26 protein-coding genes are annotated in these 25669 nt (G+C 69.2%); 16 read left to right on the top strand and 10 right to left on the bottom strand.

Annotation, left to right across the window (positions count from 1 at the left end):
* The coding region (locus ON41_RS29405) for a response regulator (protein ID WP_157185658.1) at positions 1-519 on the bottom strand (519 nt) is incomplete at its 3' end.
* Positions 520-552: 33 nt separating this feature from the next.
* Positions 553-750, bottom strand: coding sequence for a hypothetical protein (locus tag ON41_RS29410; RefSeq protein ID WP_040751288.1), 198 nt, complete (start codon positions 748-750; stop codon positions 553-555).
* Positions 751-991: 241 nt separating this feature from the next.
* On the opposite strand from ON41_RS29410, the gene ON41_RS29415 reads away from it, so the two are divergent.
* Positions 992-1441, top strand: coding sequence for an SRPBCC family protein (locus ON41_RS29415; protein WP_040751289.1), 450 nt, complete (start codon positions 992-994; stop codon positions 1439-1441).
* A gap of 46 nt (positions 1442-1487) precedes the next feature.
* Positions 1488-2186 (top strand): SIMPL domain-containing protein, encoded by a 699-nt coding sequence (locus ON41_RS29420; protein WP_040751290.1) that lies wholly within the window; start codon positions 1488-1490, stop codon positions 2184-2186.
* Positions 2187-2195: 9 nt separating this feature from the next.
* Here the strand turns inward: ON41_RS29420 and ON41_RS29425 are convergent, their stop codons facing one another.
* A complete protein-coding gene (locus ON41_RS29425; protein WP_040751291.1) occupies positions 2196-3224 on the bottom strand; it encodes a beta-ketoacyl-ACP synthase III in 1029 nt (342 codons plus the stop codon).
* Positions 3225-3435: 211 nt separating this feature from the next.
* Here ON41_RS29425 and ON41_RS29430 point away from each other — a divergent pair, with 211 nt between their 5' ends.
* From ON41_RS29430 to mnhG, 11 genes are all read left to right on the top strand, one after another.
* Positions 3436-3708, top strand: coding sequence for a GlsB/YeaQ/YmgE family stress response membrane protein (locus tag ON41_RS29430; RefSeq protein ID WP_040751292.1), 273 nt, complete (start codon positions 3436-3438; stop codon positions 3706-3708).
* Between the two features lie 126 nt (positions 3709-3834).
* Entirely contained in the window at positions 3835-4551 is a 717-nt protein-coding gene (locus ON41_RS29435; RefSeq protein ID WP_040751293.1) for a phosphatidylserine decarboxylase, read from the top strand.
* Positions 4548-5435 carry a CDP-alcohol phosphatidyltransferase family protein gene (locus ON41_RS29440; protein ID WP_040751294.1) on the top strand — a complete coding sequence of 296 codons (888 nt, stop codon included), beginning with the start codon at positions 4548-4550 and terminating at the stop codon, positions 5433-5435. Before ON41_RS29435 ends, ON41_RS29440 begins: the two co-directional genes overlap by 4 nt.
* A 154-nt stretch (positions 5436-5589) precedes the next feature.
* Positions 5590-7815: an AAA family ATPase gene (locus tag ON41_RS29445; protein ID WP_040751295.1), complete on the top strand. Its 2226-nt coding sequence runs from the start codon at positions 5590-5592 to the stop codon at positions 7813-7815.
* A gap of 269 nt (positions 7816-8084) precedes the next feature.
* Positions 8085-9422 carry a hypothetical protein gene (locus ON41_RS29450; RefSeq protein ID WP_040751296.1) on the top strand — a complete coding sequence of 446 codons (1338 nt, stop codon included), beginning with the start codon at positions 8085-8087 and terminating at the stop codon, positions 9420-9422.
* Between the two features lie 158 nt (positions 9423-9580).
* Entirely contained in the window at positions 9581-12430 is a 2850-nt protein-coding gene (locus tag ON41_RS29455; protein ID WP_040751297.1) for a Na+/H+ antiporter subunit A, read from the top strand.
* Entirely contained in the window at positions 12427-12810 is a 384-nt protein-coding gene (locus ON41_RS29460; protein ID WP_040751298.1) for a Na(+)/H(+) antiporter subunit C, read from the top strand. Before ON41_RS29455 ends, ON41_RS29460 begins: the two co-directional genes overlap by 4 nt.
* Positions 12807-14417: a Na+/H+ antiporter subunit D gene (locus tag ON41_RS29465; RefSeq protein WP_040751299.1), complete on the top strand. Its 1611-nt coding sequence runs from the start codon at positions 12807-12809 to the stop codon at positions 14415-14417. Before ON41_RS29460 ends, ON41_RS29465 begins: the two co-directional genes overlap by 4 nt.
* On the top strand, positions 14414-14965 hold the full coding sequence (locus ON41_RS29470; RefSeq protein WP_040751300.1) for a Na+/H+ antiporter subunit E: 552 nt from the start codon (positions 14414-14416) through the stop codon (positions 14963-14965). The genes ON41_RS29465 and ON41_RS29470 overlap by 4 nt, the downstream gene beginning before the upstream one ends.
* A complete protein-coding gene (locus tag ON41_RS29475; protein WP_040751301.1) occupies positions 14962-15222 on the top strand; it encodes a monovalent cation/H+ antiporter complex subunit F in 261 nt (86 codons plus the stop codon). The genes ON41_RS29470 and ON41_RS29475 overlap by 4 nt, the downstream gene beginning before the upstream one ends.
* The gene (gene mnhG / locus ON41_RS29480; protein ID WP_083905725.1) at positions 15219-15578 is read left to right on the top strand and encodes a monovalent cation/H(+) antiporter subunit G; all 360 of its coding nucleotides are present in this window, start codon (positions 15219-15221) and stop codon (positions 15576-15578) included. The genes ON41_RS29475 and mnhG overlap by 4 nt, the downstream gene beginning before the upstream one ends.
* Before the next feature lie 149 nt (positions 15579-15727).
* Here mnhG and ON41_RS29485 read toward each other — a convergent pair whose 3' ends face one another.
* The 5 genes from ON41_RS29485 to napA form a co-directional block, all read right to left on the bottom strand.
* Entirely contained in the window at positions 15728-17029 is a 1302-nt protein-coding gene (locus ON41_RS29485; protein WP_051162769.1) for a phosphatase PAP2 family protein, read from the bottom strand.
* A 134-nt stretch (positions 17030-17163) separates the two neighbouring features.
* Positions 17164-18309: a glutamate--cysteine ligase gene (locus ON41_RS29490; RefSeq protein ID WP_040751303.1), complete on the bottom strand. Its 1146-nt coding sequence runs from the start codon at positions 18307-18309 to the stop codon at positions 17164-17166.
* A gap of 12 nt (positions 18310-18321) precedes the next feature.
* A complete protein-coding gene (gene sodC / locus ON41_RS29495) occupies positions 18322-19020 on the bottom strand; it encodes a superoxide dismutase[Cu-Zn] (protein ID WP_040751304.1) in 699 nt (232 codons plus the stop codon).
* 112 nt (positions 19021-19132) lie between these two features.
* On the bottom strand, positions 19133-19699 hold the full coding sequence (locus tag ON41_RS29500; RefSeq protein ID WP_040751305.1) for a LytR C-terminal domain-containing protein: 567 nt from the start codon (positions 19697-19699) through the stop codon (positions 19133-19135).
* Positions 19700-19738: 39 nt separating this feature from the next.
* Positions 19739-20059: a nucleoid-associated protein NapA gene (gene napA / locus ON41_RS29505; RefSeq protein ID WP_040751306.1), complete on the bottom strand. Its 321-nt coding sequence runs from the start codon at positions 20057-20059 to the stop codon at positions 19739-19741.
* A gap of 144 nt (positions 20060-20203) precedes the next feature.
* On the opposite strand from napA, the gene ON41_RS29510 reads away from it, so the two are divergent.
* Genes ON41_RS29510 through ON41_RS29520 form a run of 3 tightly spaced genes read left to right on the top strand, consistent with a single transcriptional unit; the run spans position 20204 to position 22617 of the window.
* Positions 20204-20794 (top strand): peptide deformylase, encoded by a 591-nt coding sequence (locus tag ON41_RS29510; RefSeq protein ID WP_040751307.1) that lies wholly within the window; start codon positions 20204-20206, stop codon positions 20792-20794.
* Complete coding sequence (locus ON41_RS29515) at positions 20784-21746, top strand: N-acetylglutamate synthase, CG3035 family (RefSeq protein ID WP_040751308.1); 963 nt, start codon at positions 20784-20786, stop codon at positions 21744-21746. Before ON41_RS29510 ends, ON41_RS29515 begins: the two co-directional genes overlap by 11 nt.
* Before the next feature lie 43 nt (positions 21747-21789).
* A complete protein-coding gene (locus ON41_RS29520; RefSeq protein WP_040751309.1) occupies positions 21790-22617 on the top strand; it encodes an exodeoxyribonuclease III in 828 nt (275 codons plus the stop codon).
* A 58-nt stretch (positions 22618-22675) separates the two neighbouring features.
* On the opposite strand, the gene ON41_RS29525 is transcribed toward ON41_RS29520, so the two are convergent.
* Both ON41_RS29525 and ON41_RS29530 read right to left on the bottom strand, forming a co-directional pair.
* Positions 22676-23314 (bottom strand): hypothetical protein, encoded by a 639-nt coding sequence (locus ON41_RS29525; RefSeq protein WP_040751310.1) that lies wholly within the window; start codon positions 23312-23314, stop codon positions 22676-22678.
* Between the two features lie 187 nt (positions 23315-23501).
* Positions 23502-25328, bottom strand: a complete 1827-nt coding sequence (locus ON41_RS29530) for an acyl-CoA dehydrogenase (protein WP_040751311.1) — start codon at positions 25326-25328, stop codon at positions 23502-23504.
* Between the last annotated feature and the right edge of the window lie 341 nt (positions 25329-25669).

Genomic DNA, 25669 nt, shown 5'->3' on the forward strand with positions numbered 1-25669 from the left:
GGGCAACTGGTTGCGGGCCAGGAATTCCCGCACCTGCGAGCAGCGCGCCGACCAGCGGTGGCCGATCACCTTGGTCTCGTGCACCGGGCGATGCTCGTCGCCGCGCCACGCCTCCAGCAGCGCGTCGACCACCGGATAGAGCTTCTCCTCCGGCGGATCCCACGGCTTGAGCAGATAGTGGTCGAGATCGACGACATTGATCGCCTCGATGGCGGCATTGGTATCGGCGTACGCGGTGAGCAATACGCGGCGGGCGTACGGATGGAGATCCATCGCCCGCTCCAGGAATTCGATGCCGTCCATCTCGGGCATCCGGTAATCGGCGATCATGACGGCGACCGGCTGGCCGCGCAGTTTCATCTCGCGGAGCGCGTCGAGCGCCGCGGCGCCCGACTCGGCGCGCAGGATTCGGTAATCCGCTCCGTATCGGCGCCTCAGATCGCGGACCACGGCCCGGGATACTCCCGGATCGTCGTCGACGCTGAGGATCGCCGGTTTGGCGACAGCTGGTGAAGTCACCTCAAAAGTATCGTCGCTCGCGCAAGTCCGCGCTCACAGTCGATGATGCTGGACCAGATCCAGCTCGGTGGGGGTCAGCAACCGTTCGAGCCTTTCCTCGCGTTCGGCCACCGCGCGCTGCGATCTCTTACCGCCCGTCCGCATCGGGCTGGGAGTGTCCTCGTATTCCGAAACCGGAAGTAACGGAACGGAATCCGCGTACCGGCGGTGGAGGAGAAAGCGGAGATTCACGGCCGATCACCTCACGTTGGACGAAAACTCGGGCTCGGGTCGGTTGCTTCGTTGCCTTCCGTCTCATCTATCTGCCATTGTGCGTCCGTTATTACAATTAGGGGTACCCATCACATCAGAATGTGATCTAGTCGATTTTCAATCGGCTGTGGCCCGCATCACTTCGGTGACATCCCCGGGGATCCGTACCGGCTGCCCAGTAGGATTACCGGTACCGTTCGTCACACCATCGGAGGCACTGTTGCCGAACACCCTGGAAGCCACCGTCGAGATCGCCGCGCCGCCGGAACGGGTCTGGGCGGTCGTCTCGGATCTCAAGCGGATGCCGGAGTTCAGCCCGAATACGGTCCGCATGGTCGCGCTGGGCACGCCGCGCTCCGGCGCCTGGACGGTCAATCTCAATCGCGACGGGCGCAAGTACTACCCGACCACCTCGCGGATCGTCCGGTTCGAACCGAACCAGGCCTTCGCGTTCCGGATGAACGAGAACGGCACGGTGTGGAGCTACACGCTGGAGCCGACCGACTCCGGCACCCGGCTCACCGAACGCCGCGACGTCCCCAACGGGGTCCGCAAGCCGGTGCGCGTGCTGATCGACGCCTTCCTGGGCGGCGAGGAGCAGTTCGAGTCGAACCTGGTGCGGGGCATGAACGAAACCCTCGGCAAAATCAAGGCCGCCGCCGAGCGGTAGGGCGTGTTCCGCGAACACGGCGGGCCGGTCCGCGTAGGTTCCGGCCATGCGACGAATCACTGGGGCCGTGGCCGTATTCGCGGGTACGGCCGCCCTCTTGACCGGATGCGGTGACTCGGGCTCGGCGGGAACCGACCGGGATGTCACGGTCGTCGGCACCGGTCAGGTGCGCGGGGCGCCCGATACGCTCAACGCCGATCTCGGGGTCGAGGTGACCGCACCGGACGTTTCCACGGCGATCGAGACGGCCAACGGGCGGGCGAAGGCGGTGAACGACGCCGTGGTCGGCGCGGGCGTCGCGCGCGAGGACATCCGGACCACCGACGTCTCGCTGCAACCCCAGTACGGGCCCGGCTCCGATCGCGCGGTGACCGGGTATCGCGCGACGAACACCGTGCACATCACCGTGCGGGATCTGGCGAAGGCGTCGGGGGTGCTGGACGCCGCGGTGAAGGCCGGGGGTAACGACGCCCGGCTGCGCGGGGTCTCCTTCGCGCTCGACGACAATTCGAAACTGCTGGCCGACGCCCGCGCCCGCGCCTTCGCCGATGCCAAGTCCCGGGCCGAGCAGTACGCGGTGCTGTCGGGGCTGAAGTTGCGAGATGTCAAGACCGTCAACGAGACTCGTAGCGGCGGCGACGAGCCGCCGACGCCGCGCAATCAGTTCGCGACGCCCGCGGTACCGCTCGAACCGGGGATGCAGACGGTGACATTCAACGTCACCGTCACCTGGAATATGGGGTAAGCGAGGCGATTACTGCCAGTTGGGAAGCTTCACAACCTGGGCGGCGTAGGACAGCCCGGCGCCGAAGGCGACCAGGAGCGCGTCGGCGCCCGGTTTGGTCTCGCCGCTGCGCAGCAGCGCCTCCATGGCCAGCGGGATCGAGGCGGCCGAGGTGTTGCCGGCCTCTTCGATGTCGTGGGCCAGTGCGCAGCTCTCGGGCAATTTGAGCTCGCGGGCCATGATCTCGATGATGCGGCCGTTGGCCTGGTGCGGGACCATGGCGTCGATCTCCTCGGGGGTGAGGCCGGCCCGCTCGATGGCGTCGGTGCACACCTTCTTCAGCGAATGCGCCGCCCAGCGGAAGACCGCGGTGCCCTCCATCGCCAGCCAGGGGCGGACCGCCTCGAGGCCCTTCTCGTCGATCTCGGCGAAGAACTCCATCCAGTCCTTGTCCTGGCGGATGGCGTGGTGCTGGGTGCCGTCGGAGCCCCAGACGGTCGGGCCGATGCCGGGCTCGTCGGACGGGCCGATAACGACCGCGCCCGCGCCGTCGGCGAACAGGAACGCGGTGCCGCGGTCGGCGGGGTTCACCGCATCGGTGAGGCGCTCGACGCCGATCACCAGGACGTGACCGGCGGTACCGCCCTTCACCAGATCGGAGGCCAGGCCGACGGCGTGGCAGAAGCCCGCGCACCCGGCGGAGATATCGAAGGCGGCTGGGTTGTTCATCCCCAGCTCCGTAGCGATCTGCGGCGCGGCCGCCGGGGTTAATAGCAGCCAGGTGGAGGTCGCGACGATGACGCAGTCGACCTGATCGGGCGTGATGTCGGCCGCCGCGAGGGCGTCGCGCGCGGCCGCGGCGCTCATGCCGATGATCGTTTCGGAATCCGAGGCGAACCGCCGGGTCTTGATGCCCGAGCGGGTGCGGATCCATTCGTCGCTGGAGTCGATCGGTCCGGCAACCTCGTCGTTGGTGACGACCCGGGCCGGGCGGTAGACGCCGAGCCCGAGCATCGCGGTGTGCTCCACCCCTGTGACCTGGGCGAGTCGAGCTGCCATCGTGGTTCTCCTAGGTAGCCGCGCACGAACGTTCCTTCATCGGGCCCGCGTCCCCGCCCGCGTACGCGCGCGTAGACATGAGGCCCCCTCATATTAGCCGGAAGACGGACGGGCGTCGTGGGTATTGTCACAATCAATTGGGTATTGCGAGTTCGCACGCCGGTTGCGACCGGCGGTGACACCCCGTCCCAACAAGCGATGCGAGGACACCATGCTCGGTCTCGGAATTATCGGCTGGATCATCATCGGCGGCCTGGCGGGCTGGATCGCCAGCAAGTTCATGAAAACGGACGAACAACAGGGGATCCTCCTCAACATCGTCGTCGGCGTCGTCGGCGGCTTGCTGGGCGGATTCCTGCTGAAGCTGCTCGGCGTCGACGTCGAGGGCGGCGGGATCATCTTCAGCTTCCTCACCTGCCTCGGTGGCGCGGTGATCCTGCTGTGGCTGGTCCGCCTGGTCACCGGTCGGCGAAAAGTAGGCTGACCGGCCGATCGTGCCACCGCAGCGGCGAACTCGTCGCTGCGGTGGTTTTCGCTGTCTCAGCACACGCTCCGACCGGCCGCGTCCCGTATGGTGTGAGCGACTTGTCCACGCACGAAAGAGGAGCCTGTGGCCCGCCGCCCCACCCCGCCCGGCACGCCCGACCGCACCGGCCTCGGCCACGTCGCCGATCTGGTTCGCGACGCGATTCCGCCGTTGCATCCCGCCGGTCTGCCGTTCGTGGCGACGCCGCTGGTGGTCGCGCTGCTGGGCCGTCGGCGAAAGTGGCTGCGCCGCGGCGGTTTCGCGGCCGCGGCGGCGACGGCGGCGTTCTTCCGGCATCCGCACCGGGTGCCGCCGAACCGGCCGAATATCGTGGTCGCCGCCGCCGACGGGCAGGTCGCGCTGGTCGACTCCGCGGTGCCGCCGGCCGAATTGAACCTGGGCGACGCCGAATTGCCGCGGGTGAGCATCTTCCTCTCGGTGCTGGACGTGCATGTGCAGCGCACGCCGGTCTCCGGCACCGTGCGTGACATCGTCTACCGCCGTGGGCAGTTCCGCTCCGCCGATCTGCCCGAGGCGAGTTCGGTGAACGAGCGCAACAGCGTCGTCCTCGAGACCGACGCCGGGCAGTTGGTGACCGTCGTGCAGATCGCGGGCCTGCTGGCGCGGCGCATCGTGTGCGACGCCAAGGCCGGCGACAAGCTGGCCATCGGAGACACCTACGGGCTGATCCGATTCGGCTCGCGAGTGGACACGTACTTCCCGGCCGGGACGCGGCCGCTCGTCACGCCGGGTCAGCGCACCATCGGCGGGGAGACGGTGCTCGCAGAACTGCTCTCATGATCGAGGAGACCGTTACCGAACAGGGGCGGCGGCGCCGGACGGTGCGACTGCTGCCCAGCATCGTCACGATCCTGGCGCTGTGCGCGGGACTGTCGGCAGTGAAGTTCGCCCTCGAGGGCTCGCTGGGCACCGCCGTGGCCATGATCGGCGCGGCGGCCGTCCTCGACATGCTCGACGGGCGGCTGGCCCGCATGCTGTCGGCGACGACCAAGATGGGCGCCGAACTCGATTCGCTCGCGGACGCGATCTCTTTCGGCGTCTCGCCCGCGCTCGTGCTGTACGTGACGTTCCTGAACCAGGACAGCCGGGGCTGGATCATCGCGCTGATCTACGCGGTCAGCATCGTGCTGCGGCTGGCCCGGTTCAACACGCTGATGGACGACGACACCCGGCCGGACTGGCAGCGCGAGTACTTCGTCGGCGTACCCGCGCCGGCGGCGGCGCTCATCGCGCTGCTGCCGCTGGCCGTGCACGAGCAGTTCCACAGCGGCTGGTGGAACAACTTCCCGGTGGTCGCGGCCTGGACGATCTTCGCGGCCCTGCTGGCCGTCAGCACCATCCCGACGCTGGCGCTGAAGTCGGTGTCGGTCGCGCCGCAGGCCGCCGCCGCGCTGCTGGTGCTGACCGCCCTCGCCGCCGCGGCGCTGGTCACCTACCCCCTCATCCTGCTGATGGTGCTGATCGGCCTGTACCTGGTGCACATCCCGTTCGCGTGGCGCTCCCAGCGCTGGGTCGCCGCCCGCCCCGAGACCTGGCACCACAAACCCGCCGAACGCCGCGCCCAACGCCGCGCCTCCCGCCGCCGCCCGGCCCTGCGCGTCCCCCGCGTCCCGGTGTCGTCCTCCCGTCTGCGTTTACGGCGTCCGGGGGCCCGGGAGCGCTGAGTCATGCGCACCCCGTGCTCGGCGGCCCCGCCTGCTCTTTTCCCGGCATGCTTTTGGCCGGGAACCCTCTCGCGCCCGGGTGGATTCCGGCCAAAAGCATGCCGGAAACAAGGGAGTGCGCCGAAAATCCGCCGAGGTGATCGGACCCTGCACAATGGGACAGGTGCCTGATCTCTCATTGACCGCTCGTCTGAACCGTTCGGCCGCCGACACCCGGCGGGGGGTGGTGCGGTTGCATCCGGAGGCGCTGGCGGCGTTGGGGTTGCGGGAGTGGGACGGGATCGCGCTGGTCGGGTCGCGGCGGACGGCGGCGGTGGCGGGGGTGGCGCCGAAGGGGACGCCCGCCGGGGTGATCCTGCTGGACGATGTGACGCTGTCGAATGCGGGGGTGCGCGAGGACGCGACCGTGGTGGTGGCGCCGGCGACCGTGTTCGGGGCGCGGCAGATCTCGGTGACGGGGTCGACGCAGGCCTCGCACACCATTCCCGAGGCGACGCTGCGGCAGGCGCTGCTCGGCAAGGTGGTCACCGTCGGGGACGCCGTCTCGCTGCTGCCGCGCGATCTGGGACCGGGGACCAGCACAGCGGCTGCGACACAGGCGCTTTCGCGCACCTTCGGGATCGCGTGGACCTCCGAGCTGGTGACCGTCACGGCCACCGATCCGGTGCGCGGGCCGGTGAGCGTGCAGCCCAACAGCGCGGTCGTCTGGGGCGCGGGCGTGCCCGCGGCGGATGCCTCGCACGATCCGGGCGCGGGCGCCGACAGCCAGTCCGGCCCGCCGGGTACGCGAATGCGGGTGCGGGAGCGGCCGTCCGCGGTGGATGTGGCCGATCTGGCCGGGGTGCGCCCCCAGGCGGGGAAGCTCTCGGAGTGGCTGAGCCTCGCACTCGACGAGCCCGAACTGCTGAAAACCCTTGGGGCCCCGCCCCATCTCGGCGTGCTGGTCACCGGCCCGGCCGGCGCCGGTAAGGCGACGCTGGCGCGGGCGGTGGCCACCCCGCGCCGCATCGTCGAACTCGACGGCCCCACCGTCGGGGCGACCGAGAGCGGCACCCGGCTGCGGGAGGTGGGGCTCGCGGTCTCCGAAATCTGTTCCGGCCCCGGCGGAGTGCTGCTGATCACCGATATCGATGCGCTGCTGCCGGCGGCTCCGGAACCGGTCGCCGCCCTCATCCTCGATCAGCTGCGCGCGGCCGTCGCGACTCCCGGAGTCGCGTTCCTGGCCACCACCTCTCACCCCGCCGGTATCGATACCCGTTTGCGCGCACCGGATCTGTGCGATCGCGAGGTCGCCCTCACCCTGCCGACGGCGGCCGTGCGCAAGGACCTGCTGGAGCAGTTGCTGCGCAAGGTACCCACCGAGGATCTGAAGCTCGACGAGATCGCCTCCCGCACACCAGGGTTCGTGGTGTCCGACCTGGCGGCGCTGTGCCGGGAGGCCGCGCTGCGGGCGGCATCGCGGGCCAGCCGCGACCACACCGACCCGGTGCTGACCCAGCCCGATCTGGTCGGCGCGCTGGAGGTGATCCGTCCGCTGTCGCGGTCGGGCACCGAGGAATTGGCCATCGGCAGTCTCGGCCTGGACGACGTCGGCGATATGACGGAGACCAAGCAGGCGCTGACCGAGGCGGTGCTGTGGCCGCTGCGGCATCCGGATTCGTTCGCCCGGCTCGGCATCGATCCGCCGCGCGGCGTCCTGCTGTACGGGCCGCCGGGCTGCGGGAAGACCTTCCTGGTGCGGGCGCTGGCCGGGAGCGGGCAGCTGAGCGTGCACGCCGTGAAGGGCGCCGAGCTGATGGACAAGTGGGTCGGCTCGTCGGAGCGGGCGGTGCGCGAATTGTTCCAGCGCGCCCGCGATTCCGCGCCCTCGCTGGTCTTCCTCGACGAGGTGGACGCGCTGGCACCGCGCCGCGGTCAGAGCAGCGATTCCGGGGTCGGCGACCGCGTGGTGGCGGCACTGCTCACCGAATTGGACGGGGTGGAGCCGCTGCGCGATGTGGTCGTGGTGGGCGCGACGAACCGGCCGGAACTCATCGATCCCGCCCTGACCCGCCCCGGCCGACTGGAACGCCTGGTCTTCGTCCCGCCCCCGGACGCCGACGGCCGCACCGCGATCCTGCGCACCGCCGCCCGATCCGTCCCGCTGGCCGCCGACGTCGACCTCACGGCCCTGGCCGCCGACCTGAACGGCTATTCCGCCGCGGACTGCTCGGCCCTCCTACGCGAAGCGGCACTGGCGGCCATGCGCCGCGACGTCGACGCCGCCGACATCACCGCCGCCGACGTCGCCGCCGCCCGCAAAGCCGTCCGCCCGTCCCTGGACCCGGACCAGGTCGAATCGCTCCGGCTCTATGCCGACCAGCGCGCCGGGACCACCTGATCCCCCAACCATCCCCCCAGCCATCCCCCTTTTTCCGGCACGCTTTTGGCCGGAATCCACCGTGACGAGGTGGGATCCCGGCCAAAAGCATGCCGGGAAAGAGAGGGTCGCCCATCGGGAAAGAGACTCTCGGCCTGCCGGGAAGGAGTGCCTCAGGCTGCCGGGGACTGAGGGGGCGGGCCGGGAAGTGGGGCGGGTGCCGACTTCGGTATCAACACAAACCGGCACGTCTCCCCGGTTGTGGCGTGGATCATAGGTATTTTCGGCTGGTGCGGACCAGTGTCGGGCTCTTCGAGATGGTGACGGCATGCCTCGCGACGCTGGTTGCGGGGATGTCGCTGATGCTCCCGATCGACTTCGCGTGGACCACCGAATCGTCGGCGCTGCAGCTGGATCTGCTGGCCCACAGTTTGCCGCGGGCGATCGCGGCGGGGGTCGTGATCGCGCTGATCATCGCCGTTTTCGCGACGACGGTCAATCACGCGCTGGCCGCGTGGGGTTCGGCGCTGGGCGGGATCTCGCTCATCCTGGTGACGCATCTGGTCGGGCGGTCGAGCGGGCCGGGCACATCCCTGGCCACCCTGAACTTCCTCGATTCGATCGCGGGCGGAATCCTGCTCGGCGGCATCGCCGCAGCCGTGCTGCGCGGCCGGCTCCAGGTGTTCGGCTGGACGTTCGGGGCGCTCGGCAGCCTCGTGGTCGGCGCGGCGCTGCCGGTGCCGCACGCCAACGACGTGAGCGATCCGACCAGGTACGGCCGCTGGCCCGCGATCGATTCGCCGCCGCCGTGGCTGATCCTGACCACGCTGGCGCTGGTCGCGCTGGGCCTGCTGGCCAACCGCCACCGCGCCGAGGTGGAACGCCGCTCGGTCGAATTGCCGATGGCCCCGATCCTGGGCGGCCTGGTGTACATCGTGGTGACCCTGTTCGGCACCGAGTGGCTCACCCGCCGGGCCGACGATCGCATCGATATCGCCCTGGCCGCGGGCGCGACCGTGATCGCCGGGCTGATCGCCGCCATGCTGCTGCCCCGCCGGGACGGCACCCTGGTGCTGCTGGCGGTGGCCCTGGCCGCGGTGGGCAGCGCGATCATGCCGTCCTGGCTGCCGGTCTGGTCGTCGGCGCCGCTGCTGGTCCTGCTGGCGCTGGGCATCGTGCTGGGCCTGCGGCGGCCGGGGCCGATGTTCGCGCTGATCGTCCTGACCGTGCTGGTGCTGTACTGCCTGCTGGCCCTCGGCCACGACAGCCACGATCGGGTCCGCAACATCGTGGTCGGCGTCGTGCTGGCCCTCACCGCCGGCTACTGCTTCGGCAGCACGTCACCCCGGTACAACCCGACGCGGGTACTCGGCGTCGCGATCGTCTTCATGCCCTCGGTGGTGCTGGCGCTGCGCGACCACGTCAGCCGCGGCGACTTCACCACCGTGACGGTCGACGCGGGCCGCTGGTACGTCTGCCAGGTGCCGACGGCGAATTCACCCACCCCCTACTGGACGGCGCTGGGAATCACGGTCGGTTGCCTGGCCGGACTGGTCGCGCTGCGGCGGTTGCGCGCACCGGCGGTCGCCCCGGTCACCGCGCCCGCCGAGGACGAGACGGACTCGTGATCGCAGTAAACGCGATTGCCGATATATAGCCATGAACCGGACATATAGCCCAGAGCTGGGAACATGGTCGACGCCATAGCGTCCGGACGCGGGAATCCGACCAGCGCGTAAGTATTATCGACTGCGCACCACCCCGCCGCCGACCGACGGAGTGAAGTTTGCTCGCTGTTCTACTCGCCCATGCCGCCGCGGCCTTTTTCGCGCCGCCGTGCGTACGGGCGCTGGGTCGGCGAGGCTTCTACCTGCTCGCACTCGTTCCGGCGGCGAGCCTGGGCTGGGTGATCGCGAACTGGAACAGTGGGCGCGAACTGCGCGTGTCCTGGGCGCCCGGCATCCACATGAATCTCGACCTGCGCTTCGATTCGCTGGCCTCGATCATGTCGGCGCTGGTACTCGGGGTCGGCGCGCTGATCCTCGTCTACTGCGCGAGCTATTTCGACGACGACGACCGCCAGCGGCTCGGCATCTTCGCCGGCTATCTGGTCGCCTTCGCCGGCACCATGTTCGGCCTCGTCACCAGCGACAACATGTTGCTGCTGTTCACCTTCTGGGAAGCGACGACGGTGCTGTCGTTCCTGCTGGTCGGGCATCACGCCGAACAGTCCGCGGGCCGGCGCGCGGCCTTGCAGGCGCTGCTGGTCACCGGCGCGGGCGGGCTCGCGATGCTGGTGGGCATCATTCTGCTGGGCCAGCGCTGCGACACGTATCTGCTGTCGGAGGTGCTGACCCGGGTCGATCCCGCCGACTGGTCGACCGGTGTCGCCCTGGTGCTGATCCTGATCGGCGCGCTCAGCAAATCCGCGATCGTCCCCCTGCACTTCTGGCTGCCCGGCGCGATGACCGCCCCCACACCCGTCAGCGCGTATCTGCACGCCGCGGCGATGGTGAAGGCCGGTATCTACCTGATCGCCCGGCTCGCGCCCGCGTTCTCCACGGCCGCTCCCTGGCATCCGATCATCCTCACCCTGGGCGTGGGATCGATGCTGCTCGCGGGCCTGCGCGCACTCCAGGTCACCGATCTGAAGCTGGTGCTGGCCTTCGGCACGGTGAGCCAGCTCGGATTCCTGATCACGCTGGTCGGCATGGGCACGCCCGATGCCGCGCTGGCGGGGGCGGCGCTGATCGTCGCGCACGCGATGTTCAAGGCGTGCCTGTTCATGGTGGTCGGCATCATCGACCACAGCGCCGGAACCCGTGACCTGCGGCGGCTGTCGGGGGTGGGGCGGCAGGCGCCCGTGCTGTGCGTGACCGCGATCCTCGCCGGGGCCAGTATGGCCGGAATCCCGCCGCTGCTCGGCTTCGTCGGCAAGGAGAGCGCGCTGGGCGCGATCCTGGACGCCGACAACCTGACCGCACCGGCCAAGGTGATGCTCGGCACCGGCGTGGTGATCGGGTCCATGCTGACGGTCGGCTACAGCCTGCGATTCCTCTGGGGCGCATTCGGTTCCAAGTCGGTGGCGGTGGGAGCGCCCGAGCCCCGGCTGGAATGGCACCGGCCCAGCGCGCTGTTCCTCGCGCCGCCGGCCCTGCTGGCCGTGTTGAGCCTCGCCACCGGCCTGGCCGCGCCGTGGATGGACCGGCTGCTGCGGCCGTACGCGGCGACGCTGCCCGGTCCCGAACCCACCCACCTCGCGCTGTGGCACGGGTTCGGGCATCCGCTCACCCTGACCATGGTCGTGATCGCCTGCGGCCTGGTGCTGTTCGAGATCCGCGACCGGATCGGCGAGACCACGAGCCCGTGGCTGGGCAACGCGGACCGGGTCTACGACAAGACCCTGCGCGCGATGGACCAGCTGTCGCTGCGCATGACCGGCGCGATCCAGCGCGGGTCGCTGCCGCTCAACCAGGCCCTGATCCTGGTCACACTGATCGCCCTGCCCACGGCCATGCTCGCCGTCGGAGCGCGCGCGAGAGTGGGCCTGCGCCTGTGGGATTCACCGATGCAGCTGGTGATCGCGCTCATCATGATCGCGATGGCGATCGGTGCCACCGTCATGCGCAACCGCCTGGCGGGCGTCCTGTTGGTCGGTGTCACCGGGTACGGGTGCGGCGTCCTGTTCGCCCTGCACGGCGCGCCCGATCTGGCGCTCACGCAGTTCCTGGTGGAGACGCTGACGCTGGTCATCTTCGTGCTGGTGCTGCGCAAGTTCCCCGCCGAGATCGAGCCGGACCGCGCCACCGCGTTCAAGGCCCGCCGCGCGATTCTGGCCGCGCTGGCGGGCGCCGCGGTCGCGGTACTCGGGGCGTTCGCCACCGCCGCCCGCACCACCGAACCGATCTGGCACGGAATCCCGGCCTACGCCTACGACTTCGGCGGCGGCAAGAACGCGGTGAACGTGCTGCTGGTCGACATCCGCGCCTGGGACACCCTCGGGGAGATCTCGGTGCTGGTGGTCGCCGCCACGGGCGTCGCCTCGCTGATGTTCCGCAGCCGCCGGTTCGGGACGCTGCCGCGGGCGGCCGACGCACCGGGCTACGACCCGGATCCGGACCGCCCCGCCTGGCTCCCGGCGGCGACGCTGCTTCCGGCGCGTCACCGGTCGATGGTGCTCGCGATGACCACCCGGCTGGTGTTCCCGACCATCATGGTGCTGTCGGTGTACTTCTTCTTCGCCGGGCACAACGCGCCCGGTGGCGGTTTCGCCGGCGGCCTCACCGCCGGATTGGCCCTGGTCCTGCGGTATCTCGCGGGCGGGCGCTACGAGCTGGCCGAGGCGCTGCCGGTCGAGGCCGGACATCTGCTGGGCGCCGGGCTGACGCTGTCCGCGGGCACGGCGACCGGATCGCTGCTGCTCGGCGCGCCGCCGCTGTCCTCGGCGATCGTGGAGGTGACGCTGCCGCTGGTCGGCCACGTCAAATTCGTCACCGCCATGCTGTTCGACCTGGGCGTGTACCTGATCGTGGTGGGCCTGGTCCTGGACGTGCTGCGCAGCCTCGGCGCACGCCTGGACACCGAGACGAACACCGGTCCCCTGCCGACGGTCCGATCCACTCGGAGGGAACGATGACCTCGAATATCACCCTGCTGGTCCTGGTCGGCGTCCTGGTCGCGTGCGGCGTCTATCTCGTCCTCGAGCGCGCGGTGTCGAAGATGCTGCTGGGCATGATCCTGTTCGGCAACGCCGTGAACCTGCTGATCCTCACCGTCGGCGGTCCGGACGGGCGACCGCCGATCCTCGGCGAATCCGATCGCGCACACGAGGATTCGGCCGACCCGCTGGCCCAGGCGATGATCCTGACCTCCATCGTGATCACCATGGGCCTCGCGGCCTTCGTGCTCGCGCTGGCCTACCGCTCCTACGCCCTCACCACCACCGAGCAGGTCGAGAACGACCCCGAGGACGTCAAGGTCGCCGCGCGGCGCGAGGGCGAGGATCCCGAGCAATGAGCCCCGGCCTGATGCCGAGCCTGACCCCGCTGCCGGTACTGATCCCCTTACTGGCGGCGGCCCTCACCCTGATCGTCGGCCGCAAACCCCGCGTACAGCAGATCGCGTCGGTCGTGGCGCTCACGGCGATGGTGGTCGTCTCCGGGATGCTGCTGTACCTGGCCGACCGGGACGGCATGGCCGCGTTGCAGATCGGCAACTGGGATTCGCCGATCGGCATCACGCTGGTGGTGGACCGGCTGTCGGCGGCGATGCTGCTGGTCTCCTCGATCGTGCTGCTGGCGGTGCTCGCGTACGCCGTCGGGCAGGGTATCAGCGACGGGGCCGAGCGGCAGCCCACCTCGATCTTCCAGCCGACGTATCTCATTCTGAGCGCGGGGGTTTCGATCGCGTTCCTGGCCGGCGACCTGTTCAACCTGTTCGTCGGGTTCGAGGTACTGCTGGGCGCGTCCTTCGTACTGCTGACCCTGGGCGCCAGCGCCGACCGGGTCCGGGCCGGGGTGTCGTACGTGATGGTGTCGATGGTGTCGTCGCTGATCTTCCTCACCGGTATCGCGCTGGCGTACGCGGCCACCGGCACGCTGAACCTGGCGCATATGGCGGTGCGGATCGGCGATGTTCCTCTCGGAACCCGGGGCGCCATCTACGCGGTGCTGCTGGTGGCGTTCGGGATCAAGGCCGCGGCCTTCCCGCTGTCCAACTGGCTGCCCGACTCGTATCCGACCGCGCCCGCACCGGTCACCGCCGTTTTCGCGGGCTTGCTGACCAAGGTCGGTGTGTACGCGATCATCCGCACGCACACCCTGCTGTTCCCCGGCGGCCAGTTCGAGAACGTGCTGCTGATCTGCGGCCTGCTCACCATGCTGGTCGGCATCCTGGGCGCCATCGCGCAGAGCGATATCAAACGACTGCTGTCGTTCACGCTGGTCAGCCACATCGGGTATCTGATGTTCGGCATCGGGCTGAATACCGCCGCGGGCCTGGCCGGGACGATCTTCTATGTGGCGCACCACATTCTGGTGCAGACCACCCTGTTCCTGGTGGTGGGCCTGATCGAGCGGCAGGCCGGGTCGGCGTCGCTGAGCAGGCTGGGCGGGCTGCTTGCGGCGAGCCCGGCGCTGGCGGTGCTGTTCGGCATCCCGGCGCTGAATCTCGGTGGCATTCCACCGCTCTCGGGCTTCATCGGCAAGACCGCGCTGTTGCAGGCAGGCGCGGCCGACGGTGGCGTCCTGGCCTGGGTCTTGGTGGCGGGATCGGTGGTCACCAGCCTGCTGACCCTGTACGTCATGGCCCGGGTGTGGAGTAAGGCGTTCTGGCGGCCGCGCGAACAGGCGCCCGAGGGCAATCTGGCCGATGCGGCGCCCTCGGCGCTGATCGACGAGTCGACCGACGTGGAGTTCGGCGACCGCGCCGATGTGGGACGCATGCCGCGCCTGATGGTGATACCGACCGTCGCGCTGCTCGGGGTGGGCCTGGCGCTCACCGCGTTCGCGGGTCCCATCCTCGGCATCGCCGACCGCGCCGCCGCGGAGCTCGACAACCGGACGACCTATCTGGAGACCGTGCTGGGGCCGCTGAGCACCGCGCAGGACGGGGGGCAGCGATGAGCCGCGAAACCGTCGTCCGGATCGGCGTGCTGCTGTGGCTGGCCGTCGTCTACACGGCGCTGTGGGGCGATCTGAGTATCGGTAACGTCCTGGCCGGGCTGGTGATCGGCGCGCTGATCATGCTGGCGCTGCCGCTGCCGCGGATTCCCATCTCCGGGCGGCTGCATCCGCTGTCGTTGCTCGAATTGATCGCCGTCGCTTCGTATTACGCGATCGAATCCAGCGTGCAGATCGCCTGGTTCGCGATCCGGCCGTCCGGGGCGCCGGTATCGGGCGTGCTGCGGGTGCGCATGGCCATCCGGTCCGACCTGGTGTTCGTGCTGTGCACGGATGTGCTGAACCTGATCCCCGGCACCATGGTGCTGGAACTGGACCGGACCACGCACACCGTCTGGGTGCACGTGCTGGACGTCGGCAGCGAGGCCGCGGTCGACAAGTTCTACCACGTGACCCGCCGGTTGGAGCGGCTGCTCATCCAGACCTTCGAACGGCCCGCCGAATGGCGCGAATCGACCGATCCGGCAACGTATTCCGAGGAGGACCGATGACGGTTGTCGCAGTCGTCGCGGCCGTACTGCTGATCTCGGCGGCCGTCCTGACCAGCTATCGCATCCTGGCCGGACCGAGCACGCTGGACCGGGTGGTCGGCATCGACTCGGTCATCGGCATCACCGCCGCCGGCCTGGCGGTCTGGGCGGTCTACAGCGACGACACCACGGTGCTGCCCGGTGTCGTGGCGCTGGCCCTGGTCGGATTCCTCGGCTCGGCCGCGGTTTCCCGGTTCCGGGTGCGTGACGACCGATGACGGTCTGGCTGGACACCGGGCTGCGGTGGGTGTCGTACGTGCTCATCGTGCTCGGCGCCGTCTTCGCGCTGACCGCCGCGATCGCGATCGTGCGCTTCCCGGACACGCTGACGCGCATGCACGCCGCCACCAAACCCCAGGTGGTCGGCCTCGTCCTGATCCTCATCGGCGCCACCATCCAGCTCCGCGGCCACGGCAACGTGTGGATGCTCCTCCTGGTAGGCCTGTTCACCCTGCTCACGGCCCCGGCCATCGCCCACCTCATCGGCCGCACGGCCTACCGCGAACAACGCCACGACGACGGCCTCCTGCTCATCAACGAACTCGGCGACGACGAGGACCAGCCGGACGAGTAAGGCCCACTCAGTTTTCCGGCACGCTTTTGGCCGGAATCTACACCGGTGGTTCCCGGCCAAAAGCGTGCCGGGAAATGAGGAGGTAGCGTGCCGGGAAATGGGGAGGTCGCGCGCCGGAAATGAGGAGGTCGCGCGCCGAGAGGTATGGCTTATCGTGCGGGCAGTGCTGCGGTATCCATGGCCGACGGCACGGGGGTGCGGGCGAACCACACCGAATAGAACGCCCAGCAGTAGGCGGCGACGGCGCTCAGCACCAGAACCCCGGCCGGTACCGGATACTCGGCCATCCACTCCGCCAGGAACCGGTAGGTCAGCAGCAGCGCGCCGAGGAGGGCGGCGCCGCCGGCCACCAGTCCGGTCCGGGCGCGATCCCAGCCGCGTTCGGGGGCGCGCAGGGCGGACTCGACGGTCAGGCACAGCACGATGCCCGCCAGCAGATCGGCGCCGTAGTGGTAGCCGAATCCGAGCGTGGCGGTGAGCGTGGCCAGGACCCAGAACGCGCCGCCCCAGCGCAGCCAGCGCGGTGCGGGCGAGCCGTCGGCCGCCCGGCGGGAGTGCAGGAAGACCGTGGTGGCCCAGGCGGTGTGCATGGAGGGCATGCAGTTTCGCGGGGTCGCGTTGTCGAACGGCAGGGCGACGGGGTGCGGATCCAGCGGCGGCACGATCCGCGGCCAGTAGTCCCCGATCTGTAGCCCGTGGCCGTCCGGCCCGAAGGCGAACATCGGACCCACCACCGGGAACAGCAGGTACACCACCGGGCCGACCAACCCGAGCACCAGGAACGTCCGGACCAGATAGTGCGTCGGCCACACCCCAGTTGACGCGACGCGGCGCAACTGCCAGGCCGCCACCACCATCGCCGCCACCGGCAGTTCGATGTAGACCCAGTGCAATACCGCGGGCGCCACCGGCCCGAGCGCGTCCAGAGCCTGGCCCACCATCCACGAGGGCTGCCCGAACGCGTGATCGGCCAGCACCACGTACCGATCCAGCACGTTCGGACCGGCCATGACCGTGATGTGCAGCCAGACGTCGCCCACCTTGGTGGCGAGAATCAGCAGGGCGCCCAGCGCCGCCGCGTGCAGGGCATTGCGCCGGTCCTTGCCCTCCCAGCCGAACCAGGCGACCAGCGCCACCCCGGTCAGCGCGATGACCGCGCCGTTGCCGATGGTCACCGAACCGCCCAGCAGCACGCGCCCGACGGCGAAGACGGCATCGATGGCCAGCGCGATCCCCACAGTGACGAACCGCCGCCGCCACGACAACCCCACGAGCGCCAGCGCGAGCCCCGCCCAGGGCATCGACACCGACTTCGGCCGGCCCACGTAGTCCGACCACAGACTCTCCAGCGGACCCTCGAATCCGTTGCGGGAGGCCACGATCTGCAGCACGATCAGCAGCACGGGCACGGCCGCCACCGCGGCCGCGATCAGGACCCGCCGAGGCGGCATTCCGAGCCGGCGGCGGCGAGCGTCACCGAAGTCGGAACGCGGGTCGTCGAGTAGCACGACGACCATAGTAAACGGGTGATGAACGCCACCCCACTGGCCAGCTGAACGAGCGGCCACCTATCGGCGACGGCAGGCTAGTTGTCCAGCTCCTTGACCAGCGCGTCGACAACCGCGACCAGATCGCCCTGGGCGGCGGCGGCCACCCGGCGCTGGCGCTGATAGGACGCCCCACGCTGCGGAATCTCGGCCACCAGCGCCAGCTCCTGCTCGCACCCGAGCTGTTTGGCGATCGGCTCCAGCCGGTTGAGCTGTTCGAAGAGGTCGTCGGTGATCAGGCGCTCGTTGCTGTCGGCGTCCGTGATGATGATCGCGTCCAGCCCGTACCGCGCCGCGCGCCACTTGTTCTCCTGCACGTGCCAGGGCGGGATGGTCGGCAGGGTCTCTCCCGCCTCCACCCGGCGATCCAGGTCCACGATCAGGCAGTGGATCAGCGCGACGAGCGCGGAAAGCTCCGTGCGCGTGGGAATTCCGTCACATACGCGCACCTCGATGGTGCCCCACTTCGGCGCCGGGCGGATATCCCAGTGCATGCCGCCCAGCTGCTCGATGACGCCGGTCTTCATCTGGTCGTGCACGAAACCCTCGAACTGCGACCAGTTCTCGAACTGGAACGGCAGCCCGGCGGTGGGCAGCTGCTGGAACATCAGCGCCCGGTTGCTGGCGTACCCGGTATCTATGCCGGCCCACATGGGCGAGGAGGCCGACAGCGCCAGCAGGTGCGGGTACGACAGCAGCAGCGTGTTGAGGATCGGAAAGACCTTCTCCGGGTGGGAAACCCCGACGTGCACGTGCACGCCCCAGATCAGCATCTGCCGCCCCCACCACTGGGTGCGCTCGATGAGTTCGTCGTAATGCGCTGTGCGCGTGAGCTGTTGCGTGGACCACTGCGCGAACGGATGGGTGCCGGCGCAGAACAGATCCACTCCGACCCGATCGGCCGCGGCGCGCACGGCGTCCATCGTGCCGCTCAGATCGTCGACGACTTCGCCGACGGTGTCGTGCACGCCACTGACCAGCTCGACGGTGTTCTTCAGCAGTTCCTTGGTGATCTGCGGCGTGCCGTCGTGGGCGCGCAGATCACCGACCGCGTCGAAAACCGCTGCGGCCGTATTGGACAGATTGCGCGAGTACTTGTCGACGAGCGCGATCTCCCACTCGACCCCCAGCGTGGGGCGGGGCGAGCTGTTCCAGGGAACGTGTCCTACGCCGGCCCCACCCATGGCAGCCCCGCGCTACCCGATGACGCCGCAGGCGATCCGGCCGCCCGCGTCGCCGGTCGCCAAGGTCTCGGCGTCCGGGCCGGCGGTGCCGTTGGCCTGGGTGTATCGAGTCGGAACGTTGCCGAAGTTGTCCGCGCCCGCGTGGATCATCAGCGCCTTGCCCTTCAGATCGTCCAGGGTGACGGCGTCGGTGGTGGTGACGAGCTTGGCGGTGCCGTCCTGGCGCACCTCGAGCGAGGTCAGGTCGCCGCTGGCCGGGTGGGTGCTCTGGTCGCCGACCTGCAGGTGCCCGCCCGCGGAGAGGAAGTCGCCGGCCGGGCCGCCCGACGGTGCGGTGGAGTTGGCCTCGCACTTGCCGTTCTGGTGCACATGGAGGCCGTGGAAGCCCGGCTTCAGGCCGTGCGCCTCGACGGTGATCTCCAGGTGGTTACCCGACTTGGCCACCGACGCGGTGCCTACCTGCACTCCGGCGGGGTCCTTGAGCTGCACCGACACCGAATCTCCGGCCGGGGCGGCGTGTTCGCCGGTGCCGTGCCCGCTGGTACCGGTGGCCTCCGCCGGGGCCGCCGAGCCCGTCCACACCGGCGGCGTGGTCCCCTTGACGTCACTCGACTCCTGGCTGTTCGTGCAGGCCGCGAGACCCAGGACCGCGACCGCCAGCACCGGGGTCACAGTCCACCAGGACGGGCGACGAATTGTGGACGGGGCCATCGGGGAACTCCTTTACGAGTACCGAGTTTACGAGTAAAGCTGGGTGGACGAATTCGTTACCGGTCAAGATGATGCCAGAGCCGTTACGCGGCAGAGGCGTCGGGACGGTTGTTCAGTTGCCTGTGACGATGACGATCACACCGGGCGGATTGTTCGCGATCCCGGCGAATCGGGGCTCGGCCGCGACCCCCAGCTCGTCGGCAATCGCCCGGGCCGCCGCCTGCTCGCCCGGCGAATTCCCGTAGTAGACGGTCGTTTTCGGTATCACCCCACCCGGGTAGTTACCCGTTTCGGCCACGGTCCAGCCCTCCGCGGTGAGGTCGCCGGCGGTCTTCGCGGCCAGTCCCGCGACGGTGCTGTTGTTGAGTACCCGCACCGGGACGGATTTATCACCGGCGGCCGGGGTGGTCGTCGGCGGGGCGGTGGTCGTCGTGGTCTGCGGCGCCGAGGTCGTCGTCGGTAAGGCGGCGGCCGACGTCGTCGTGGCGACCGGCTTCGAGGTGGTGGTGCCGGTGGGCTGGCCCTGCGTCGCTTGCCCCTGGGTAGAGGTGTCCGCACCGGAATCGGAACTCGACAGCGCCATCGCGCCGAGGCCGGCGAACACGATGGCGAGTGCTATCAGCACCATCGCCAGCGCTCGCAGCGGTGGTCCACCGGAGGGCGGATTGGGGTTGCTCACCTGGTCGACCCTAGTCGTAGGCGGGCGGGCACGCCCGCATCACACCTGGAAGCCGAGACGGCGGGCGGCGCGGGCCTTCTGCCGGCTGGCGCGCAGCCGTCGCAGGCGCTTCACCAGCATCGGATCGGCGGCCAGCGCCTCCGGCTTGTCGACGACGGCGTTGAGCACCTGGTAGTAGCGGGTGGCCGACATGCCGAACAGCTCGCGGATGGCCTCTTCCTTGGCGCCCGCGTACTTCCACCATTTGCGCTCGAAATCGAGTATGTCGAGCTCACGACGGGTGAGCGCGCCGACCGTATCCTCCCCCGCGGAAGAGTTGTCCTCGCTTGCGGAAAGGTTCCGGGCCGCTGCGCTGTCCATATCACTCCCTCGCCGAGTTACAACTGACGACTCGCGCTCATTCAACCACGAACGCCGACGTTCCCCGCTCCGTCTTACGGCGTGTCGGACGCTGCCGTGTCCGTGACGATGCCCGGCGCCGGCGCCCAAGTAAAGTGAGCGACCATGGCGATTCTCCCGATCCGCATCGTCGGCGATCCGGTCCTGCACAAACCGACCGAGAAGGTCACCCGATCGCCGGAGGAGCTCGCCGGGCTGATCGCCGACATGTACGAAACCCTCGACGCCGCGCACGGCGTGGGTCTCGCGGCGAATCAGGTCGGCGAGCCGCTGCGCCTGTTCGTCTACGACTGCCCCGACATCGATGCGAACGGCGGTACGAGCCGCCGCCGCGGCGCGGTGATCAATCCGGTGCTGGAGACCTCGGAGATCCCCGAGACCATGCCCGATCCGGACGACGACGAGGAGGGCTGCCTGTCGGTCCCCGGCGAGCAGTACCCCACCGGCCGCGCCGACTGGGCCCGCGTCACCGGCATCGACGAGCAGGGCGATCCGGTCGAGATCGAGGGCAAGGGCTTCTTCGCCCGCATGCTGCAGCACGAGGTCGGGCACCTCGACGGCTTCCTCTACGTGGACGTGCTGGTCGGCCGCAACGCGCGGGCGGCCAAGAAGGCCATCAAGCGGAACGGCTGGGGCGTACCGGGTCTCAGCTGGGTGCCGGGCGACGGGCCGGATCCGTTCGGGCATGACGACTGAGTTCCCCGATATCCCGCCCGGCCGCCGGGTGATGGTGCGGTACCGGCTGCCGGACGACTACTCCCACCGGTTCACCGATGTGATCGGCGAGCTGGTGACGGTGGATCCGCCGACCGTGCGCACCGCCGACGGGCAGACCGTATCCATCGCCGCCGATCGCGTGGTGGCCGTGAAAGCCCTGGGGCCCAGGCCCATTCGCACCGGCGAGATCCGCGCGCTGGAGGCGGCGGCGTGCGACGGCTGGCCCGGCGTGGACCGCACCCGGATCGACGGCTGGCTGCTGAGCGCCGGTCACGGCTACACCAACCGCGCCAATTCCGCGGTGCCCCTGGGCGTTTCGGGTGAACCCGCACTCGCGCAAGCGGACACGCTGTACCGCATCGGCGCGTGGTACACCGACCGGGGACTTCCGCTGCAACTGCGGTTGCCCGACCGGCTGGCCCCGGTGCCGCCCGGGTGGCGCACCTGGAGCGAGACGGTGGTCATGGGCATCGATATCGGGAATGTCGTACTCCCGCAAGGCCCTTCGATGGTGCGGATCGACGCGCGGCCGACGGAATCCTGGCTCGAGCTGTACCGGTTCCGTGGCGAGGACACCGTGCCGGTCCCGCCCCCGGCGCCGGCCGAGGACGTGCTGACCGCGGTGCACGACGGCGAGATCGGTTTCGCCGCACTCGGTGTGCCCACACCGCTGGCGGTGGGGCGCGGGGCGGTCACCACCGCGCCCGACGGGCGGCGCTGGATCGGGCTGAGCTGCGTGGCGGTCGCCGCCCCGCACCGCCGCCACGGCCTGGGCACGCTGATCTGCGCCGAGCTGCTGCGCTGGGGTCACCGCCGCGGGGCCACCCACGCCTACGTTCAGGTCGAGGCGGACAATGGGAGTGCCCTGGCGATGTACCGCGAGCTGGGCTTCGTCGAGCACCACAGCTACCGCTACGCGGCGCCGGCGTAGCCCCGCGCACTGATCGACGCGAACTGATCGAGACGGGAAGACTATGACGACCTTTCGGCTGGCGACGTGGAATGTGAACTCGATCCGCTCGCGGCTCGACCGGGTGCTGAACTGGCTGGACCGCGCCGATATCGATGTGCTGGCCATCCAGGAGACCAAGTGCCGCGACGACCAGTTCCCGATGGAGCGGTTCGACGAGGCCGGCTACGAGGTCGCGCACGTCGGCTTCAACCAGTGGAACGGGGTGGCGATCGCGTCCCGGGTCGGCCTCGAGGACATCGAACTCCACTTCCCGGGCCAGCCCGGATTCGACAAGGACGCCGGCGCCTCGCTGCTGAGCGCGCCGGTGGTCGAGGCGCGGGCCCTCGGCGCCACCTGCGGCGGCGTGCGGGTGTGGAGCCTGTACGTGCCCAACGGCCGCGCGCTGGACGATCCGCACTACACCTACAAGCTGGAATGGCTTGCCGCGCTGCGTGATACCGGCGCCCGCTGGCTGGCCGAGGACGCCGAGGCGCGGATCGCGCTGGTCGGCGACTGGAATATCGCGCCGACCGACGACGACGTCTGGTCGCCGGAGTTCTTCGCGGGCAAAACCCATGTCTCCCAGCCCGAGCGGGACGCCTTCGCCGCCATGACCGAGGCCGGATTCAGCGACGTCCTGCGGCCGTTCGCGCCCGGCCCGGGCGTCTACACCTACTGGGACTACACCCAGCTGCGCTTCCCCCGCAAGGAGGGCATGCGCATCGATTTCATCCTCGCCTCCCCCGCCCTGGCCACCGTCACCACCGACGCCGCCGTCGACCGCGACGAGCGAAAAGGCAAGGCCCCCAGCGACCACGCCCCGGTAATCGCCGAATTCGAGCTGCCGTAAACAGTTCCCCGGCACGGCCCCGCCATCTCCCGGCACGCTTTTGGCCGGGACCCCACTTCTAGGAGGGCCGGGTCTTGATGGCGTCCTGGGAGATGAATACGTCGTACTCGCCCGTCGTCGCCACCACGGCGTTGCCGTAGGCCGAGCGGACGAAAGGTTTTGTGTACCAGGTCTTGTTCTGCATCTCCTCGAAGAAGTCCCGGTCGCTGCCGTTGAGGAAGATGTGGTTCTGCTTGGCGGCCACGCCGTCCAGGCGCTCGCCGAACAGCCGGGTCACCTTGTAGCCCGAATGGAAGCCGAGGGTGTTCACCCAGTGCTCGAGTTCGACGATATTCGCCTGCAGCACCCACAGATCGCCCTCGACGCGGTACTTCTCGTGCCGGTCCGCGTGGTCGCCGTCGCCGTACAGAGTGAGTTCGACGTCCAGCGTGTTCGGCTCGTCCTTGGCTTGCGTGGCGACCACGTGCGCCGCCTTCACCTCACCGGTGAGCCCGAGATACGCCTGCAGCAGGGTGGTCACCCAGAGGATGACCACCGCCACCAGCACCAGTACCAGCGCCCCGGATCCCCGCCCCGCCAACGCCTTCCAGCCGACCCTGCGCGCCCTGACCACGGCGGTGATCAACAGCACCGCGGCGACGACGAAGAGCGCGACCAGAAAGACCTGGATCCAGCCGAAGTTCACCGGGAAAACCATGCGGTAGTTGTACCCGCAAGCCTCGGCGTGGCGGAACCAATATGTATGTCACGAATCGGGCACGTCTGTTTCCGGCCAAAAGCACGCCGGAAACAGAAGGCGCTCACCATGGTTCCGGCACGCGCTCACAACACCATTCCCGGCATGCACAACACCATTTCCCGGCATGCTTTTGGCCGGGAACCTCTCAGAACGCCGCCTCGTCCAGCTGCATGATGTCGTTGTCGAGGTTCTCCACGACGCTGCGGACGCCGCTGAGCAGGGGGAGCTTGTTCTTCGCGAACCACGAGGCGACGCCGATCTTTCCGGTGTAGAACGGGCGGTCCTTCTCGGCGGCCCCGCCGTCGAGCGCCGCCTGCGCCACGGCGGCCTGCTCCAGCAGCCGCCAGCCGATGACGAGGTCGCCGGTCGCGTGCAGGAAGCGCACCGAGCCGAGACCGACCTTGTAGATCTCCTCCGGGGTCTGCTGCGACGCCATCAGGTAGTTGGTGAGCGCCGCCGCCATCGCCTGCACATCGGCCAGGGCCGCGCCGAGCAGTTCCCGCTCGCGCTTGAAGCGGTCGTCGCCGGAGTCGGCGAACTTCTGGATCAGCCCGGCGACGTGCGCCAGCGCCACGCCCTTGTCCCGAATGATCTTGCGGAAGAAGAAGTCCTGCGCCTGGATGGCCGTGGTGCCCTCGTACAGCGAGTCGATCTTCACATCGCGGATGTACTGCTCGACCGGATAGTCCTGCAGGTAGCCGGAGCCACCGAAGGTCTGCAGCGATTCGGTCAGCGTCTCGTAGGCCCGCTCGGACCCGCAGCCCTTGACGACCGGCAGCAGCAGATCGTTGACCCGCGCCGCGAGTTCCGGATCGGCGCCGAAATTCGCCTGGGCCACATCGTCGTTCTGGTAGGCCGAGGTGTACAGGTAGAGCGCGCGCAGCCCCTCCGAATACGCCTTCTGCAGCGCCAGGCTGCGGCGGATGTCGGGGTGATGGGTGATGGTGACGCGCGGCGCGGTCTTATCCCTCATCTGGGTGAGATCCGCGCCCTGCACGCGAGTCTTGGCATACTCCAGCGCATTCAGGTATCCGGAGGACAGCGTGCCCGCCGACAGCACGCCCACCATCATGCGGGCGTTCTCGATCACCTTGAACATCTGCGCGATGCCGTTGTGCACCTCGCCGACGAGGTAGCCGACGGCCGGCTTGTCGCCGCCGTAGGTCAGCTCGCAGGTGGGCGAGGACTTGATGCCCATCTTGTGCTCGAGATTGGTGACGTTCACGCCGTTGCGCTCGCCGAGTTCCAGTGTCTCGCTGTCGAACAGGAACTTCGGCACCGCGAACAGCGACAGGCCCTTGGTGCCCGGCCCCGCGCCCTCGGGCCGTGCCAGCGTCAGGTGGATGATGTTCTCCGCGGTGTCGCCCAGGTCGCCGCCGGAGATGAAACGCTTCACGCCCTCGATGTGCCAGGTGCCGTCGGGTTGCTGGACCGCCTTGGTGCGGCCCATGCCCACGTCGGAGCCGGCGTCGGGCTCGGTGAGCACCATCGTTCCGCCCCAGCGGTTGTCCCACGCGTGCTGGGCCCAGCGCCGCTGCTCCTCGGTGCCCTCGTTGAACAGCACGGTGTGCATGAGCGGGCCCATATTGAAGAAGCTCGCCGAATTGTTCGCCGCCACAAGCATTTCCTGCGATGCCCACACCAGCGCCGAGGGGGCGTTCACCCCGCCCATCGCCTCGGGCATGCCCAGCCCCGACCAGCCGGCCTCGTTGACCGCGGCGACGGTCTTGCGCAGCGGGTCAGGGACGATCACGGTGTGGTTGGCGGCGTCGAATTCCAGCGGGTGGCGATCCGCGTCGGCGAACGACTCCGCGACGGGCCCCTCCGCCAGCCGCAACACCTCGGCGAGCATCCCCCGCGCGGTCTCCGTATCCAGATCCCCGTAGGCGCCCGCGTCCAGCAGCTCCCCGATTCCCAGCACCTCGAACAAGTTGAACTCGATATCCCGAAGGTTCGCCTTGTAGTGCGACACGGACCGGCCTCCTCGACTGGGTCGAATTGCCGCGTGTGCCGGCTCCGCACACGCAGGTTTGATGTTGTCCCTGGAGGTTGCCGTACAGCCGTCCGGTTACGCAACCGTAGGCTGCGGTACGGCGGGTTAATTCTTTGTACCTTGTACAAATCCGATGCATCAGGGCATATACATCACACCCGGAAGGATGGAACATCTCCCACGGTACCGCAGTGGCAATTTGCCAACGGTATGCCGGATTTTCGGAGACCGTCCGGCGCACAGGCGGATTCGGCCCGCATGTGGAAAGCGAAATACTCAGTCCGGGCGGCGGCCGCGCGACCCGCGAGGACAGGGGTCTC

The sequence above is a fragment of the Nocardia transvalensis NBRC 15921 genome (genome assembly GCF_000308875.1).
In the GTDB taxonomy this organism is placed as follows: Bacteria; Actinomycetota; Actinomycetes; order Mycobacteriales; family Mycobacteriaceae; genus Nocardia; species Nocardia transvalensis.